This window comes from Streptomyces sp. NPDC087901 (genome assembly GCF_044742205.1).
In the GTDB taxonomy this organism is placed as follows: Bacteria; Actinomycetota; Actinomycetes; order Streptomycetales; family Streptomycetaceae; genus Streptomyces.
This window is the reverse complement of sequence record NZ_JBIUUC010000004.1, coordinates 521,854-537,203: the sequence shown is the minus strand read 5'-3', so window position 1 is coordinate 537,203 and position 15,350 is coordinate 521,854. Positions and strand designations below refer to the sequence as shown.

At 72.3% G+C, this 15,350-nt stretch carries 14 protein-coding genes; 3 read left to right on the top strand and 11 right to left on the bottom strand.

The window, feature by feature from the left end:
• Window positions 1–110 precede the first annotated feature (110 nt).
• Window positions 111–998, top strand: coding sequence for a diacylglycerol kinase family protein (locus ACIOEW_RS16135; RefSeq protein ID WP_401964335.1), 888 nt, complete (start codon window positions 111–113; stop codon window positions 996–998).
• A gap of 102 nt (window positions 999–1,100) precedes the next feature.
• On the opposite strand, the gene ACIOEW_RS16130 is transcribed toward ACIOEW_RS16135, so the two are convergent.
• Window positions 1,101–1,739 carry a GbsR/MarR family transcriptional regulator gene (locus tag ACIOEW_RS16130; RefSeq protein WP_401964334.1) on the bottom strand — a complete coding sequence of 213 codons (639 nt, stop codon included), beginning with the start codon at window positions 1,737–1,739 and terminating at the stop codon, window positions 1,101–1,103.
• Window positions 1,740–1,884: 145 nt separating this feature from the next.
• Between ACIOEW_RS16130 and ACIOEW_RS16125 the strand changes: the two genes are divergently transcribed.
• Complete coding sequence (locus ACIOEW_RS16125) at window positions 1,885–2,811, top strand: ABC transporter ATP-binding protein (RefSeq protein WP_362539270.1); 927 nt, start codon at window positions 1,885–1,887, stop codon at window positions 2,809–2,811.
• Window positions 2,808–4,436, top strand: a complete 1,629-nt coding sequence (locus tag ACIOEW_RS16120) for an ABC transporter permease (protein WP_401964333.1) — start codon at window positions 2,808–2,810, stop codon at window positions 4,434–4,436. Before ACIOEW_RS16125 ends, ACIOEW_RS16120 begins: the two co-directional genes overlap by 4 nt.
• Before the next feature lie 80 nt (window positions 4,437–4,516).
• On the opposite strand, the gene ACIOEW_RS16115 is transcribed toward ACIOEW_RS16120, so the two are convergent.
• From ACIOEW_RS16115 to ACIOEW_RS16070, 10 genes are all read right to left on the bottom strand, one after another.
• On the bottom strand, window positions 4,517–5,752 hold the full coding sequence (locus ACIOEW_RS16115; RefSeq protein ID WP_401964332.1) for a cytochrome P450: 1,236 nt from the start codon (window positions 5,750–5,752) through the stop codon (window positions 4,517–4,519).
• A gap of 241 nt (window positions 5,753–5,993) precedes the next feature.
• A complete protein-coding gene (locus ACIOEW_RS16110; RefSeq protein WP_362539279.1) occupies window positions 5,994–6,671 on the bottom strand; it encodes a response regulator transcription factor in 678 nt (225 codons plus the stop codon).
• Window positions 6,668–7,981 carry a sensor histidine kinase gene (locus tag ACIOEW_RS16105; protein WP_401964331.1) on the bottom strand — a complete coding sequence of 438 codons (1,314 nt, stop codon included), beginning with the start codon at window positions 7,979–7,981 and terminating at the stop codon, window positions 6,668–6,670. The genes ACIOEW_RS16110 and ACIOEW_RS16105 overlap by 4 nt, the downstream gene beginning before the upstream one ends.
• 125 nt (window positions 7,982–8,106) lie before the next feature.
• Window positions 8,107–8,982 (bottom strand): alpha/beta hydrolase, encoded by an 876-nt coding sequence (locus tag ACIOEW_RS16100; RefSeq protein ID WP_362539285.1) that lies wholly within the window; start codon window positions 8,980–8,982, stop codon window positions 8,107–8,109.
• A 98-nt stretch (window positions 8,983–9,080) separates the two neighbouring features.
• Window positions 9,081–9,713 carry an SUKH-4 family immunity protein gene (locus tag ACIOEW_RS16095; RefSeq protein ID WP_401964330.1) on the bottom strand — a complete coding sequence of 211 codons (633 nt, stop codon included), beginning with the start codon at window positions 9,711–9,713 and terminating at the stop codon, window positions 9,081–9,083.
• A gap of 118 nt (window positions 9,714–9,831) precedes the next feature.
• Entirely contained in the window at window positions 9,832–11,028 is a 1,197-nt protein-coding gene (gene kynU / locus ACIOEW_RS16090; RefSeq protein ID WP_401964329.1) for a kynureninase, read from the bottom strand.
• Window positions 11,021–11,869 carry a tryptophan 2,3-dioxygenase family protein gene (locus tag ACIOEW_RS16085; RefSeq protein WP_362539293.1) on the bottom strand — a complete coding sequence of 283 codons (849 nt, stop codon included), beginning with the start codon at window positions 11,867–11,869 and terminating at the stop codon, window positions 11,021–11,023. Before ACIOEW_RS16085 ends, kynU begins: the two co-directional genes overlap by 8 nt.
• Before the next feature lie 166 nt (window positions 11,870–12,035).
• Window positions 12,036–12,449, bottom strand: coding sequence for a DUF3151 domain-containing protein (locus ACIOEW_RS16080; protein WP_350994768.1), 414 nt, complete (start codon window positions 12,447–12,449; stop codon window positions 12,036–12,038).
• Between the two features lie 71 nt (window positions 12,450–12,520).
• Window positions 12,521–14,029, bottom strand: coding sequence for a DHA2 family efflux MFS transporter permease subunit (locus ACIOEW_RS16075; protein WP_401964328.1), 1,509 nt, complete (start codon window positions 14,027–14,029; stop codon window positions 12,521–12,523).
• 114 nt (window positions 14,030–14,143) lie between these two features.
• Entirely contained in the window at window positions 14,144–15,310 is a 1,167-nt protein-coding gene (locus ACIOEW_RS16070) for a MalY/PatB family protein (RefSeq protein ID WP_401964327.1), read from the bottom strand.
• Window positions 15,311–15,350 lie beyond the last annotated feature (40 nt).

Genomic DNA, 15,350 nt, shown 5'->3' with positions numbered 1-15,350 from the left:
TGTACGACAAGGCCTGAACCGTCGAACCGGGTGCCCCGGAATAGACGAAGCCCCTGGCGCAATAGCGCAAGGGGCTCTTGCACCAAGATGCTACCCGAGGAAGGACCGAGGTGTCGGCTGCCCAGCCCCCCGGTAACGGTGCGCCCCATCTGCTGGTGGTGATCGATCCGGTCGCCCGCCGGACGGACGGCGAGTCCGTCCGGATCGCAAAGGACGTGTTGAGCGCAGGTTCGCACGTCAAGATCTGTCTCCCGGACAGGCCCGAGGAGTTCGCCCGGGCCCTCTCCCGCCGGGGTACCCGAAGGCTGGTGGTGATAGGCGACGACCGGGCGCTGCGGCGTGCGGTGGCCCTGCTCCACCGGGAGCGAGAACCAGCCATGAGCGCCCTTGCCCTCGTCCCGGTGGGGACTGCGGCAGCGCTGGAACTCGCGCATTCGCTCGGCGTGCCGAAGGGCGCGGTGGCGGCGGCGCGCACGGCGCTGGACGGGGCGGTGCGCCGGCTGGACCTGCTGGTCGACGACAGTGACGGCGTCGTCCTGGGCGCGCTGCGCATCCCGCCCCTGAGCGGCGCCCCGGGCACGCGGTCGGCCCATACGGGCGTCACCGCGGTCTGGGACACCTGCCGCTCCCTGGTCCGCACCCTGGTGCGCCCCGCGCCCCCGGATTCGCCCGCCGCTCCGGCCACGCACCGGCTGCGCGTCGAGGCGGACGGCGTCGTGCTGAACGATCTGGGCCGCCCGGTCGAATCGGTGACGGTGACCTCCGGCTGCGGCGACGGCGGCCTCGCCGAGGTGACGATCCACGCGCCGGACGGCGCCCCGGTGACCACGGAGGCCAAGGCCGTCACGGTCTCCGGCGCGGACTTCCGCTACCGGGCGGACATACAGGTCGGCGGACCGGTGCGGACCCGGACATGGACGGTGCGGGCGGGCGCCTGGGGGCTGATGCTGCCGGTGACGGTGACGGTGACGGTGGAGGGTAGCGGGGTAGCGGGGTAGCGGGGACGGCCGGGTCCGGGGCGGGGGCCGGGTCCGGGGCGGGCGGCCCTTCCCGACCGCAGGCAGCCCCTCCCGGCCGCAGGGCGGCCCGTTCCGCCGTCGTCAGGCGCCTCGCGGGCCCTCGGCCGCCGGAAGGTCGAGGGTCTTCCTGTGGGCCTCCCAGCGGTCCATCATGGCGCCCAGCTCCGACTGCATGAACTCGAAGAATGCCGCCGTCTCGGCGATCCGGGCGCCCGCCGGCGTGTGCTCCCCCAGCGTGCGCGCGCCCTCCCTGAGGGTCTGCTCCCAGCGGGTGAGTACCCGGTCACGGCTCGCGAAGGTGGTGTACCAGATCTCGTTGTGCAGCCGGTAGCGGTCGCGGCGCGAGCCCGGGTCGCGCTCACGGCCCACCATGCTGACCTGCGTGAGGTAGTTGATCGCGCCGGACACGGCGGCGGGGCTGATCTGCAGGGCGAGGGCGAGCTCGGCCGAGGTCATGGAGGCGTCGTCGTCGGCGAGGAGCGCGGCGAAGACGCGGGACGCCATCCGTTGCATTCCCGCTTCGGTCATCTCGGACGCGAACCGCTCGACGAACCGCGAGACCGCCTCCGCGTCCCGTGCTTCTCTCTCCTCACGCGCCTCGCGTACCTCGCGCTCCTCTCGCGCCGCACGCCCTTCTCTCCCCTTGCGCGCCTGCACCACACCCTGCCCTTCGCGTGCGCCTTGCCCTTCGGCCGCGCCCTCTGCGGATTCGCTGCTCATCGGCCCCTCGTCCTCCGTGCATCCCAGGCGTGCATCCCCGCCGCGGATCCGCGGCATGGATCCCCGCTCCCGCTCCTGTCACTCGTCCGAGTTTATACACTTCCTTAACTTCACAAGTTTGTGAAAGTAGCGTACGTTCAGAATCATGACGAAGGCAATCACCGTGGCTGGACTGCACAAGTCGTTCGGCCGGACGCACGCACTGGACGGGCTCGACCTCACCGTCGAGTCCGGTGAGGTCCACGGCTTCCTCGGGCCGAACGGATCGGGGAAGTCCACCACCATCCGGGTCCTGCTGGGCCTGTTGCGGGCCGATTCCGGCGCCGCCCAGCTCCTCGGCCGCGACCCCTGGCGCGATGCGGTCGAGCTGCACCGGCGCGTGGCGTACGTGCCGGGCGACGTCACCCTGTGGCGCAACCTCTCCGGCGGTGAGGTGATCGATCTGTACGGGCGGCTGCGCGGCGGTCTCGACGACGCCAGGCGCGCCGACCTCGTCGACCGGTTCGAGCTCGACCCGACCAAGAAGGGGCGGACGTACTCGAAGGGCAACCGCCAGAAAGTGGCCCTGGTCGCCGCGTTCGCCTCCGATGTCGACCTGCTGATCCTGGACGAGCCGACCAGCGGGCTGGACCCGCTGATGGAGGAGGTCTTCCAGAGCTGCGTCGCCGAGGAGCGCGACCGCGGGCGGACTGTCCTGCTCTCCAGCCACATCCTCAGCGAGGTCGAGTCGCTCTGCGACCGGGTCAGCATCATCCGGCAGGGCCGGACGGTGGAGACCGGTTCGCTTGCCGGTATGCGCCACCTGACGCGTACGAACATCAGCGCCGAGCTGGTGGCCGCCCCCGCCGGCCTGGCGCAGCTGCCCGGGGTCCACGACCTCGACATACGGGGCCGGCAGGTCTCGCTCCAGGTCGACACGGACAAGCTGGACGCCGTCCTGAAGTCGCTCTCCGCCTCCGGGGTCCGGTCACTGACCAGTGCGCCGCCCACGCTGGAAGAACTCTTCCTGCGGCACTACACGACGGGCGCGGAGCAGGAAGCGGAGCGGGGCGCGGGGGTGGCGGCGCGATGACTGCCGTGACCATGACCGCCACGGCCCGCGCGGGGAGCCGGGCCGGGACCAGGCAGCTCGCGGGCACCTGGGACCTGTTGAGGCTCGCCCTGCGGCGCGACCGGATCATCATGCCGGTCTGGGTGATCGTGCTCGGCGGGTCGTTCTCCTCCGTCGGACAGTCCATCGCCTCGCTCTACGCCACAGCCCCGCAGCGGGCCGAGCTCGCCGCGTCGATGAACGGCAACAGCTCGGTGAGGGCGATGTACGGGCCCGTGTTCGGCGACTCCGTGGGCGGCCTCGTCAGCTGGCGCATGATCGCCTTCGGCGCCGCCTTGGCCGCGGTGATGAGCCTGGTCGTCGTCGTCCGCCACACCCGGGAGGAAGAGGAGACCGGCCGTCAGGAGATGCTCTCCTCCGCCATGGTGGGACGCAGGGCCCCGCTCACCGCGGCCCTCCTCGCCGCACTGATCGCCAACGTCGCACTGGGCCTGGTGATCGTGGCGGGGATGGCCGGATCGGGTGCGGGCGGGTCCGGGGCGGTGGCGCTCGCGTCGGCCGTCGCCGGGGTCGGTGCGCTGTTCGCCTGCAGCGCCGCGATCGCCGCGCAGTTCACCGAGAGCGCGCGCCTCGCGAAGGGGCTGACGGCGGCGGTGATCGGCGCCGCGTTCGTCCTGAAGGCGGCGGGCGACTCCGCGGCGGACGACGGCTCGTCCGTCTTGACCTGGCTCTCCCCCCTCGGCTGGGCGGAGAACGTCCGGCCGTACGCGGACGAGCGGTGGTGGGTGCTGCTCGTGATCGCCGGCGCCGTGGTCGTCCAGTGCGCCGCGGCGTACGTGCTGACCGGGCGCCGCGATGTCGGCATGAGCTTCCTGGCGACGCGGCCGGGGCCCGCCCGGGGCCGGATCTCCACCGCCTTCGGCCTCGCGGTGCGCCTCCAGCGCGGTGCGCTCCTTGGATGGACGCTGTCGTTCGCCGCGGTCGGCGTCGTCTTCGGCGGGCTGACCGGCGGCGCGGCCGATCTCGTCGGGGACAACGAGAAGACCAAGGAGATCTTCGAGCGGATGGGCGGACAGTCCGGTCTGACCGACGCGTTCCTCGCCTCGATGGTCTCCGTGCTCGGCACGGTGGCGGCGCTGTACATCGCCTCCTCGGTGCTGCGGCTGCACGGCGAGGAGACCGCCGGGCGCGCGGAACCGGTGCTCGCGGGCGGGATCGGCCGCATCGGCTGGGCGGCCGGCCACCTGCTCATCGCCTTCGGCGGCGCGGCCCTGATCATGACGGTCGGCGGCCTCGGCCTTGCGGTGGGTTACGGACACGAACTCCCCGCCGTGCTCGGCGCCTCGCTGGTACAGCTGCCCGCCATCTGGCTGCTGGGAGGGGTGACGGTGCTGCTGTACGGGGCGCTGCCGAAGGCCGCCGCTGCGGGCTGGGGCCTGGTGGGGCTCTGCCTGGCCCTGGGCTGGATCGGCCCTGCCCTGGATCTGCCACAGCCGGTGATGGACATATCGCCGTTCACACACCTGCCGAAGCTTCCGGGGGCGGCGGGCATGGAGTGGGGGCCGGTGGTGCTGCTCACCACCGTCGCGGGGGTCCTGGTGACCGGCGGCCTGGCGGCGCTGCGGCGGCGCGACATGCTGACCTGAGGCGCCGGCCGGGAGGGGAAACGGCGAGGGAGCGGGAGAGGAAAGGGGGGCGGCCCGCAAGCCGCCCCGCCCTCTCCGCATCAGAGCTCGACGCGCAGTTCCTTCACGCCCCTGATCACATAGCCCGGGTTCCACTCCGGTTCGGCCACCAGTCGCATGCCGGGCGCCTTGCGCAACAACTCGCCGAAGGAGGAGGCCAGTTCCACGCGGGCCAGCGGCGCCCCCAGGCAGAAGTGGATGCCCGCACCGAAGGTGATGTGCGGGTTCTCCTGCCGGGAGAGGTCCAGTGTGTCCGGGTCGGTGAAGCGGGCCGGGTCGCGGTTGGCCGAACCGAAGAGCAGGGCCACCTCCGAGCCACGCGGAATGACCGTGCCGCCGATCTCGATGTCGTCGAGCACCCAGCGCTCGAACATCTGCAACGGGGTGTCGTACCGCATCAGCTCCTCTACCGCGGTGGGCAGCAGCCCATGGTCCGCCCGCAGCGCGGCCAGCTGTTCCGGGTGGCGCAGCAGCGTCCACCAGCCGTTCACGGTGGTGTTGACGGTCGCCTCGTGTCCCGCGTTCAGCAGGAGCACGCACGTGGAGACCATCTCCTGCTCGGTCAGCCGCTCGCCCTCGTCATGAGCGGCGATGAGCGCGGAGATCAGATCCGTACCCGGGTTCCCTCGCCGTTCGGCGATGAGCTCGCGCAGATACGCGGAGAAGTCGAGGGAGGCGCGGACGGCGGCGCGCGCCGTCTCCTCGGACGGGTTGAGCTCGAACATTCCGCAGATCGCTGCCGACCAGGGCCGCAACGGCGCACGGTCGGACTCCGGGATGCCCAGCATCTCGGCGATCACGGCGACCGGCAGCGGCTCCGCGACCGCCGTCAGCAGGTCGCCGCCGCCCTGCGCGACGAAGTCGTCGACGAGTCCGGCGGCCAGTCGCCGGACGGTCGGGAGGAGCTGTTCGACGGTGCGCGGGGTGAACGCCTTGGAGACGAGCCGGCGGATCCTCGTGTGGTCGGGCGGCTCCAGGTCCAGCAACCCCTGCCCGTTGAGCGTCTCGAACGGCTCGTGCGCCGCGGGCGGCGGCGTCCGGCCGAACTCCTCGTGCGTGAACCGGTGCAGATATGTCCGGCCCAGCCGCCGGTCGCGCAGCAGGGCCGAAACGTCGGCGTAGTGCGGGACGAGCCACTGGCCGGTCGGCTCGAACCAGTGCGCCCGGCCAGTGGCGCGCAGTTCGGCATAGGCGGGGTACGGGTCGGCGACGAACGCCGCCGACCAGGGATCGAACGGGGCGTCGGGGCTGGCGGCGGGGGGCGTGGGCTGGTCCATGGACCGACGCTAACCGGCCACCCGCGCCCCGGCCAGCCCTGCCCCTGGCAGTGCCCCTTCCTCTGCCCCTGCCCCTTCGCACAGGCACGGCCCGACTCACAACCGCACGGCCCCGACTCACCACATACGTTCCGACTCGCAATCCGCACGGCCGGCCGACTCACAACCGCACGGCATGCCTCACCACGTACCGGGCCGGCTCACAACCGCACGGGCAGCCTCACAAGCCGCACGGCCCGCCTCACGACGGCGTGACCAGCCGGGCCTCGTAGGCGAAGACGGCCGCCTGGGTGCGGTCGCGCAGGCCAAGCTTCACCAGGATCCGGCTCACATGGGTCTTGATGGTGGACTCGGCGACCACCAGATGCGAGGCGATCTCGGCGTTCGACAGCCCCTGGGCGATCAGGACGAGCACCTCTGTCTCGCGCTCCGTGAGATCACCGATCTGGGCGAGGGCGGGCGGCCGCGGGGCCGCCGCGAGCTTGGAGAACTCCGTGATCAGACGTCGGGTGACGGTGGGGGCCAGAAGCGCCTCGCCGGAGGCCACCACTCTCACACCGTCCGCGAGTTGCCGTGCCGAGGCGTCCTTGAGGAGGAAGCCGGACGCACCGGCACGCAACGCCTGGTAGACGTACTCGTCGAGGTCGAAGGTGGTGAGCACCAGCACCTTCGCGTCCGCGTCGGCGGCGACGATCTCACGGGTCGCCTCGATGCCGTTGAGCTCCGGCATCCGGATGTCCATCAGCACCACGTCGGGCCGCAGCGCCGCGACCTGGGCGACGGCCTGGCGCCCGTTGACCGCCTCGCCGACGACCTCGATGCCCGGCATCGCGTTGAGGAGGACCGAGAAGCCCTCGCGGACCATCATCTGGTCGTCGACGATCAGCACCCGGATCGGCGCGGCGGCGGGGGCCGTCATGACTGCTCCTTGGAGGTGGAGGAGGGCGCGTCGGACGGCGCGGCCTGCACGGGGATGAAAGCGGTGACCTCGTAACCGCCCTCCGTGGTCGCCTCCGCCGTCATCTCACCGTTCAGCATCGCCACCCGCTCCCGCATGCCCGTGATCCCGTGCCCGGCACCGGGCGAGGGCTTCACCGGACCGGTCGGCGGACCGTTGACGACCCGCAGACCGAGCCCGCCCAGCACATAGCCGATCTCGACCTTGGCGGTGGCACCCGGTGCGTGCCGCAGGCTGTTGCTGAGGGCTTCCTGAATGATCCGGTACGCCGACAGCTCGACGCCCTGAGGCAGTTCGCGCACCGCACCGGTCACGGTCTTCTCCGTCGGCAGCCCTGCCTCGCCGACATTGGCCAGGAGCCCGTCCAGCTCGGCCAGGGTGGGCTGGGGGGCGTCCGGCGCCTCGTAGTCCTCGGCCCGTACGACGCCGAGCACCCGGCGCAGTTCGGTGAGGGCCGCGACGGCGTTCTCCCGGATCGTGACGAAGGCCTGTTCCAGCTCGGGCGGCGGGTTCTCCACCCGGTAGGGGGCGGCCTCGGCCTGGATCGCGACGACCGACATGTGGTGGGCGACCACGTCGTGCAGTTCGCGGGCGATGGTGGTGCGCTCCTCCAGCAGCGTGCGCCGGTCGCGCTCGACGGCGGTGACGGTGCGCTGCACGGTGACCTCACGCTCCGCCTCCCGGCGGACCTGCACGACGGTGACCAGGAGCAGTGCGAATGCGGAGGCCACCGCCATGGCCGCCGTGGACGGCGCGGAGTCCCATCCCGCGGCGTTCTCCAGGAGCGTGCCGACCAGCACGGTCAGGCCCCACATCCAGGCCGCGGTGCGCGGCCGGGTCCTCGCCGCGACGACGACCAGCACCACCAGGTGCGCGAAGAAGCTGCTCGGCGCCCACGGCCCGTCGACGCCGCCGACGACCATGGTCACCGGGATGAGCGCCATCGACATCCAGAACGCCCCCACCGGCCGGATCAGGGTCATTCCGATGCAGGCGGCTGGCAGCAGCCCCGACACGAGGACTCCGGCGTTGCCGGTGATGGAGAACCCCATCATGAAGGCGAACAGCGCGGCCGCCAGGACCACCGCGTGCGGAGTCCACTCGGCACGCGCCCGGAGCCGCTCCGGCAGCCTCCGGGTCAGCGCCCCGTCGGTCCGCATCGGCGGCAGTGGGCGGTAGGCGAACGCGTCGTGGATGAGGTCCTGGCGCAGGCCGCCTATCGCCCCTGCGGCCACCCGGAGCTCCGGGCTTCTGGTCTTGGTCTTGGTCACGCTTCCACGGTAGGGGGCGCGGCGTCCCGGGTCGTCAGCACCGATACGGATCCTGAACCGTCCGTCGCAAGTACTACCCGGGTCCGCCTCGCCGCCACGGCGCAGGCCTACCAGGCCAGCTGGGCCTACCAGGCGAGCTGGGCGAGCTCCTCGGCGACCACCGCGCACGCGTCGGCCGCCGGATCGATCAGCGGAAAGTGCCCGACGCCCGGCAGCAGCGTCAGCCCCACCGTCTCGCCCTCCTTCGCCGCCGCGTCGACGAACGCCTCCGAGACGGCCTGCGGCACGGTGAGGTCGGTGCTGCCCTGCACCACCGCGGTCGCGATGCCCGTGGGCAGCAGCAGGGCCGGGTCCGCGTGCGCGCTCCGCTCGGCGAAGTCCTCCTCCCGCCCCAGGAACTGCCCGATGGCGCCGGAACACACGTCCAGCTCGATCGCCGCGGTGAAGTCCGCGATCGGGGCGAGCGCCACCACGCCGCGCAGCGCGGGCGGGCGCGGCAGCCGCCACGGCGAACCCTCCGGCAGAACGTGCCGGGCGGCGGCCCACAGGGCCAGTTGCCCGCCTGCGGAGTGCCCGGTGACGACGATCCGCCGGGCATCCGCCGCGGGCAGTTCCCGCGCCAGCAGGTCCGGCAGCGCGTCCATCGCGGCCGCGACGTCGTCGAAGGTCTCCGGCCAGCGGCCGGCGACGGGGCCGGAGCCACGCTGCTGCGGGAGCTCGCTGCCGCGCCGGTACTCGACGCTGGCGACGGCGAAGCCGCGCCGGGCCAGGAAGTCCGCGAACGGTGACAGGTGGAGCCGGTCGTACGGGGCCCGCCATGCCCCGCCGTGCAGGACGACCACGACGGGGGCACCGGCGCGCCCGTCGCGCGGGGCGTAGAAGTCGATCACCTGGTCCGGGTGGCTGCCGTAGGCGGCGGAGACATCGGGGGCGACCACCGGATGCGAGAACGCCGACTCGGTCTCGGCTGCGTCCTGATCGCGCGCGGCAGAATCCGACATGCTGCTCCAACCGTCCCTGTGACATGCCCAACTGGCTTGACCTGCGGGGACGGTATCAGTATGGAGCCCTACTCTTCCCGGTGGCGGGCAGTTGGGCCTCAGACCCGGCCGGGCCGGGCGTAGTACGTGCTGTACAGCCCGTCCCGGAGATCACCGAAGAAGTAGGCCCAGGGGCTCTCCCTGGACTCCTCCTCGGAGAAGGCCACCGGGTCGACACGTGCGAACTCGTCCTGGATCCCTCCGGCGAAGCGGGCGAGCTCGGCGTACGGCTCGCTCTGGTCGCCGCCGGTCCACTCGCGGTCCACCTTCACCACCCGCCGGTGCAGCAGTTCCAGCAAGTGCCTGAGTGAGGAGAGGTCCGTGTGGACCGGACGCAGGTCCCCGTCGAAGAGCTCCATCTCGCCGGGGAGGGCGTGCACCGTGCCGTCATCGAGGCCGAGGAAGAGGTACCAGCCCTGGACCGCGCCGAAGAGCAGGATGTTGCCGAACTCCTCCTCGATGATCACCACCTCGTCATCGAGGTCCACGATGGGGCGGCCCCCCTCGACCGCACAGCCGTCCGCGGCAAGGACCGGGGCCAGCCAGAAGGGGCGCTGCGGAAAGCCGATGTCGCACAGTGCGCGGAGATCCTCCGGGCGGTGCACCACATCGGCGAGGACCTCACGCGAGGCCCGTATGTAACCGGAGCGGTCGCTCCCGTCCTCGCCCTCACCGTCGATATCGAAGAGCATCAGGTGCAACTCCCTGGCCGTCGGCTGTCGTCGGCGAACCCCATTCTGCTGCCCTCACGGCAGCACCGGGACCCGTCCGGCGACCGGGGCGAGCCGGTCGCCGGACTGATCCGGCAGCCTACGCGGCCGTACCGGCCAGCACGTCCGCGAGCGCCCGCGCCGCACGTTCCGCGTCGGCGAACCCCACGTACAGCGGTGTGAAGCCGAACCGCAGCACGTCCGGCCGCCGCAGGTCGCCGACGACGCCGCGCGCGATGAGCGCGCTCATCACGGGCTCGGCGTCCTCGCACCGCAGCGCCACCTGGCTGCCGCGTTCCGTGTGGGCGGCAGGGGTGGCCGAGGTGACCCGGCCCTCGGGGGCGTACGCGTCGACGCACTCCAGGAAGAAGTCCGTCAGCGCCAGGGACTTGGCCCGCACCGCCTCGATCCCGACCCCGTCCCAGACGTCGAGGGACGCCTCCAGGGCCAGCATGGACAGGATGTCGGGCGTCCCGACCCGGCCCCGTACCGCGCCGTCGGCGGGCGCGTAGCCGGGCGTCATCGCGAACGGGTCGGCGTGCGACGTCCACCCCGGAAGGGGCGAGTCGAAGGCCGCCTGATGACGCTCGGCGACGTACAGGTACGCAGGCGAACCGGGGCCGCCGTTGAGGTACTTGTACGTGCAGCCGACCGCCAGATCCACCCCGTGGGCGTCCAGTCCGACGGGCAGCGCGCCCGCGCTGTGGCACAGGTCCCAGACGGCGATCGCGCCCGCGGCGTGCACCGCGGCGGTGAGGCCGGGCAGGTCGTGGAGCCGGCCGGAGCGGTAGTCGACGTGGTTGAGCAGCACGGCGGCGGTACGCGGCCCGAGGGCGCCCGGTACGTCGGCGGGGGCGACCGGGACGATCCGGTGGCCGGTCATCCGGGCCGCCGAGGTGGCGATGTATCCGTCGGTGGGGAACGTGGAGGCGTCGACCAGGATCTCGTCGCGGCCCTGTGACGCCAGCCGGCTCGCGGCGACGACGGCCTTGAAGACGTTCACACTCGTCGAGTCGCCGACGACGATCTGTCCCGGGGCCGCCCCGACGATCGGGGCGATGCGGTCGCCGATCCTCTCCGGCGCGGTCCACCAGCCGCTCTCGTCCCAGGACCGGATGCGCAGCTCGCCCCACTCGCGGGTGAGGACCTCCTGCAGCCGGGCCGGCACATGGCGGGGCAGCGCACCCAGCGAGTTGCCGTCCAGATAGACGGTGTCGTCGAGCGTGAACAGCTTGCGCAGAGGTGCCAGTTCATCGGCGGTGTCGAGCGCCTGTGCGCGCTCCTGCAGGTCAGACATGGCTGCGGGCCGTCCAGAGCTCCGGGAACACGTTCTTCGTCGCGCGCTTCTCCAGCCAGGCGACTCCGGCCGAGCCGCCGGTGCCGGTCTTGGAACCCATGGCCCGCCGGGTGGCGACGAGGTGGTCGTTGCGCCATCGCCACACCAGCTCGCCGACGTCGGTGAGCGCCTCGCCGAGCCGGACCAGCTCGTCGTACTGGTCAGGGTGGGCGTATATCTCCGCCCAGACGGCCTCGACCTCGGGCGACGGCTCGTACTTCTGCGTGAGGTCGCGGCCGAGGACGGCCGCCGGGATCGCGTGTCCGCGCCGGGCCAGCAGGGCGAGCGTCTCGTCGTACAGACCCGGCTCGCCGAGCGCCTTCTCCAGCTCGGCATGGACGCGGGGCGCGCCCCGGTGCGGCACGAGCATGGACGCGGACTTGTCGCCGAGCAGGAACTCCATCCGCCGGTACATCGCCGACTGGAATCCGGAGCCCTCGCCGAGCGCGGACCGGTAGGAGTTGAACTGGGCGGGGGTGAGCTGGGCGAGCGGCGTCCAGGAGGCGTTCAGCGCCTCCAGCTCCCGCACGGACCGCTTCAGCGCGTCGCGTGCGACGCTCAGCCGGTCCTGGCGCAGGGCGTGCGCAGCGGTCTCCCACTCATGGACGATGACGGTGAACCACAGCTCCATGACCTGGGTGGTGACCAGGAAGACCATCTCGCCGGGGTCGTCCGAGCGGAGGTGCTGGAGGTGGGTGAGAACATCCGCCTGGACATAGTCCTCGTACGGAGTCGTTCCCGCGAAGTCGAGGTGCGGGGTCTGCGCACCGGTGGCTTCGGGGCCGGGGGGAATCGTCGACATTGCTGTCTCCTCGACACGAGCTTCCGGGTAGCGGTCCGCCCCCACCGGTGAGGTGGTGGAGCTCCGGTCCCCTGCCCGCATCCTAAGCGGAGATCCGGGCGCCCCGACAGCGCAGAGGCCCCGCGGACGGTGATCGTCCGCGGGGCCCGGCAGGTGGGCGCGCCGGCTAGCCGAGCGTCTGGGCGGCGGTCGGCGAGGAGTCGCGGAGGAACGTCGAGCAGCGCTCGTACTCCTCCTGCTCACCGATCGACTGCGCGGCGCGTGCGAGGGCGTGCAGGGCGCGCAGGAAGCCGCGGTTCGGCTCGTGCTCGAACGGTACGGGGCCGTGGCCCTTCCAGCCGGCCCGGCGCAGGGCGTCCAGGCCGCGGTGGTAGCCGGTGCGGGCGTAGGCGTACGACTCGATGACCCGGCCGCCCTCGAACGCCTCGTCGGCGAGCTGTGCCCAGGCCAGCGAGGAAGTCGGGTACTTCGCCGCGACATCGGCGGGCGCGGTGCCGGCGGCCAGCATCTCGCGCGGCTCCGGGTCGTCGGGCAGGTGGGTCGGGGCAGGGCCCCCGAGCAGGTTCTCGTGGATCGACATGGGTTCAAGTGTGCCTGTCACCGGGGCCGGGCGGGCACTCGGTGCGCACAATGGCCGCGCAGAAGCCGACGCTACCGACCGGTTTCCGGTGCGGGTTCGAGCGGGGGACTCGTGACACCGCAGTTCACCGTGCACTCCGGCTGCGCGGTCTCCTTCACCGCGGCCGGCGGGGTACGGACGGTCGCCCAGGCGATGAGGGCGCCGAGCACCAGCAGCCCGGCGCACATCGGCATGGCCCGCCGGAAGGTCTCGGCGAACTCCCCGGCGTCCCGGTAGGCCTCCGGCCCCATCCCGGCGAGGAGGGGCAGGGCGGCCACCGCGATCAGCCCGGCGGCTCGGGCCGCGGCGTTGTTGATCCCGCTGGCGAGGCCGGCCCGGGCGGTGTCCACGGAGGCCAGGACGGTCGCGGTGAGGGGGGCCACGAGGGTGACGAGGCCGACACCCAGGACGGCGACGGCGGGGAACACGTCGGTCAGGTATCCGGTCACGGAGTCGGACCCCGGCCCCACGCGCAGCATCAGCAGCATTCCGGCGGCGGCGATCAGCGGACCGGCGGTGAGCGGGATGCGGGGACCGATGCGCCGGCCCAGTTCGCCGGACCAGGCCGAGAACAGCAGCATCAGGACGGTGGTCGGCAGCAGGGCCGTGCCCGCGCCGAGCGCGGAGTACCCCGCCACGACCTGGAGCTGGATGGCGGAGAGGAAGAAGTAGCCGCCCAGCGCCGCGTACACGCAGAGGGTGACGATGTTGACGGCGGTGAACTGCCGGGACGCGAACACCGACGGCGGCAGCATGGGGTCCGGCCGCCGCCGCTCGACCTGGACGAACACGGCGCCGAGCAGCACCCCGCCCACCGCCGCACCGATCACCGCGGGGGACGCGCCGTGCCCCGGCGCCTCGATCAGCGCGTACGTCACCAGCGCGAGCGAGAGGGCACCGAGGACCGCCCCCAGGACGTCGAAGCGGCCGTGCTCGTACGGGTTCCGGGACTCCGGTACGTGGCGCAGGGCGACGGGCACACAGATCGCGGCGAGCGGCAGGTTGAGCAGGAACACCCACCGCCAGCCGGGCCCGTCGACGAGCCACCCGCCGACGAACGGTCCGACGGCGGCGCCGACCCCGCCGAGCCCCGACCACAGCCCGACCGCGCGGGCCCGGTCGTCCGGGTGGAAGCTCGCCTGGATCAGCGCCAGCGAGCCGGGCGTGAGTAGGGCGCCGCCGACACCCTGGAGTGCACGAGCGGCGATGAGCACGTCGGCGTCGGGCGCGATACCGCAGAGCAGCGAGGCGGCGGCGAACCACACGACGCCGACGACGAAGACCCGCCGCCGTCCGTACCGGTCACCGAGCGCTCCCCCGAGGAGGATCAGCCCGGCCAGGGTCAGCATGTAGGCGTTGACGGTCCACTGGAGGGCGGCCAGGCCGGTGCCGAAGTCCTCGCCGATGCGGGGCAGGGCGACGTTGATGACGGTGGAGTCGAGCATGGCCATGCTCGACCCGAGCACGGTCGTGAGGACGACCCAGCGGCCGGTGGGAGAGGCGACACGAATACCGCTGGGGTCTGCTGCTTGCTCCGCCATGGCCTCAGCATCGCAAAGTCGAGCCTCCCCGGCGATTGAGGAGCGGGGGTCCGGGGGCAGCGCCCCCGGAACGGCCCGCACCCCACAATCCCGGGCCGCACCACCGAACCGCCGCTACGCGGCGCCCCGCACCGTCTCCACCCCCCGGATCAACGCCTCCACCCCTGCCGCCACCTTGCTCCGTGCGCACCCCACGTTCAGCCGTACGAAGCCCTCCGCCCCGTACACGCTCCCCGGCATCACGGCGACCCGCTCCCGCTCGACCAGCACGCGCTGAAGCGCCTCGTCGTCCTTGACGCCCGCCCGTCGCAGGTCGATCCAGGCGAGGTACCCGGCCTGCGGCGGCTCCCACCCGAGCTCGGGAAACGCGGCGTTCAGCCGCTCCGCGACAAAAGCCAGGTTCCCGGCGGCATACGCGCGCACGGCGTCCAGCCACGCGGCACCGTCCCGGTACGCGGCGATGTGAGCGGTCAGCGAGAGCACCGCCGGCGAGGCGAGGCCCTCAGCGGTCTCCATCCGGCGCAGGAACTCCGTACGGTCCTCCGCGCGGCCGATGAGCCCGTACGAACCCGACAGTGCCGGGAAGTTGAACGCCTTCGAGGCCGAGGTGATGAGCGCCCAGCGCCCGTCACCCCCCACCCGCGTCCACGGCACGTGCGGACGCCCGTCGTGCACGAAGTCCGCGTGGATCTCGTCGCTGATCACGGCGACCCCGTGCCGTGCCGCGAGGGAGGCCATCTCCACGAGCTCCGCCTCCGTCCACACCCTCCCCGTCGGGTTGTGCGGCGAGCAGACCACGAGGACCTTGCTGTCCTCCCGCGCGAGCTCCCGCTCCAGCGCGGCCGTGTCTCCGAGGCCCACGCCCCGCAGTTCACGGCCGAGCCCGGTGATCGCCTTGCGGAAGCCGTCGTACGTCGGGGTGTGGACGACCACGCCGTCCCCCGCGTCCGTCCACATCTGGAGCAGCTGCGACAACTGGCTGAGCACGGACGGCCCGTACACCAGCCGGCCGGTGTCGATCGTGGTGTCGTACCGGGTCGCGTACCAGTGGGCGATCGCCGAGCGGAAGTCTTCCTGCCACCAGTCCGTGTAGCCGAACACGCCGTGGTCGAGCCGGTCCCGCAGGGCGGCCAGCACCTCGGGGGCCGTCTCGAAGTCCATGTCCGAGATGGTGAACGGCAGCAGTCCGTCCACACCGAACCGGTCCGCGACCCCGTCCCACTGGACGCACCAGGTGCCGCGGCGGTCGATCACGGTGTCGAAGTCATAGGAAGCGCTCACAGGTGTTTCCCTCACATCGTTCCAGCCGGGTGCGGACATG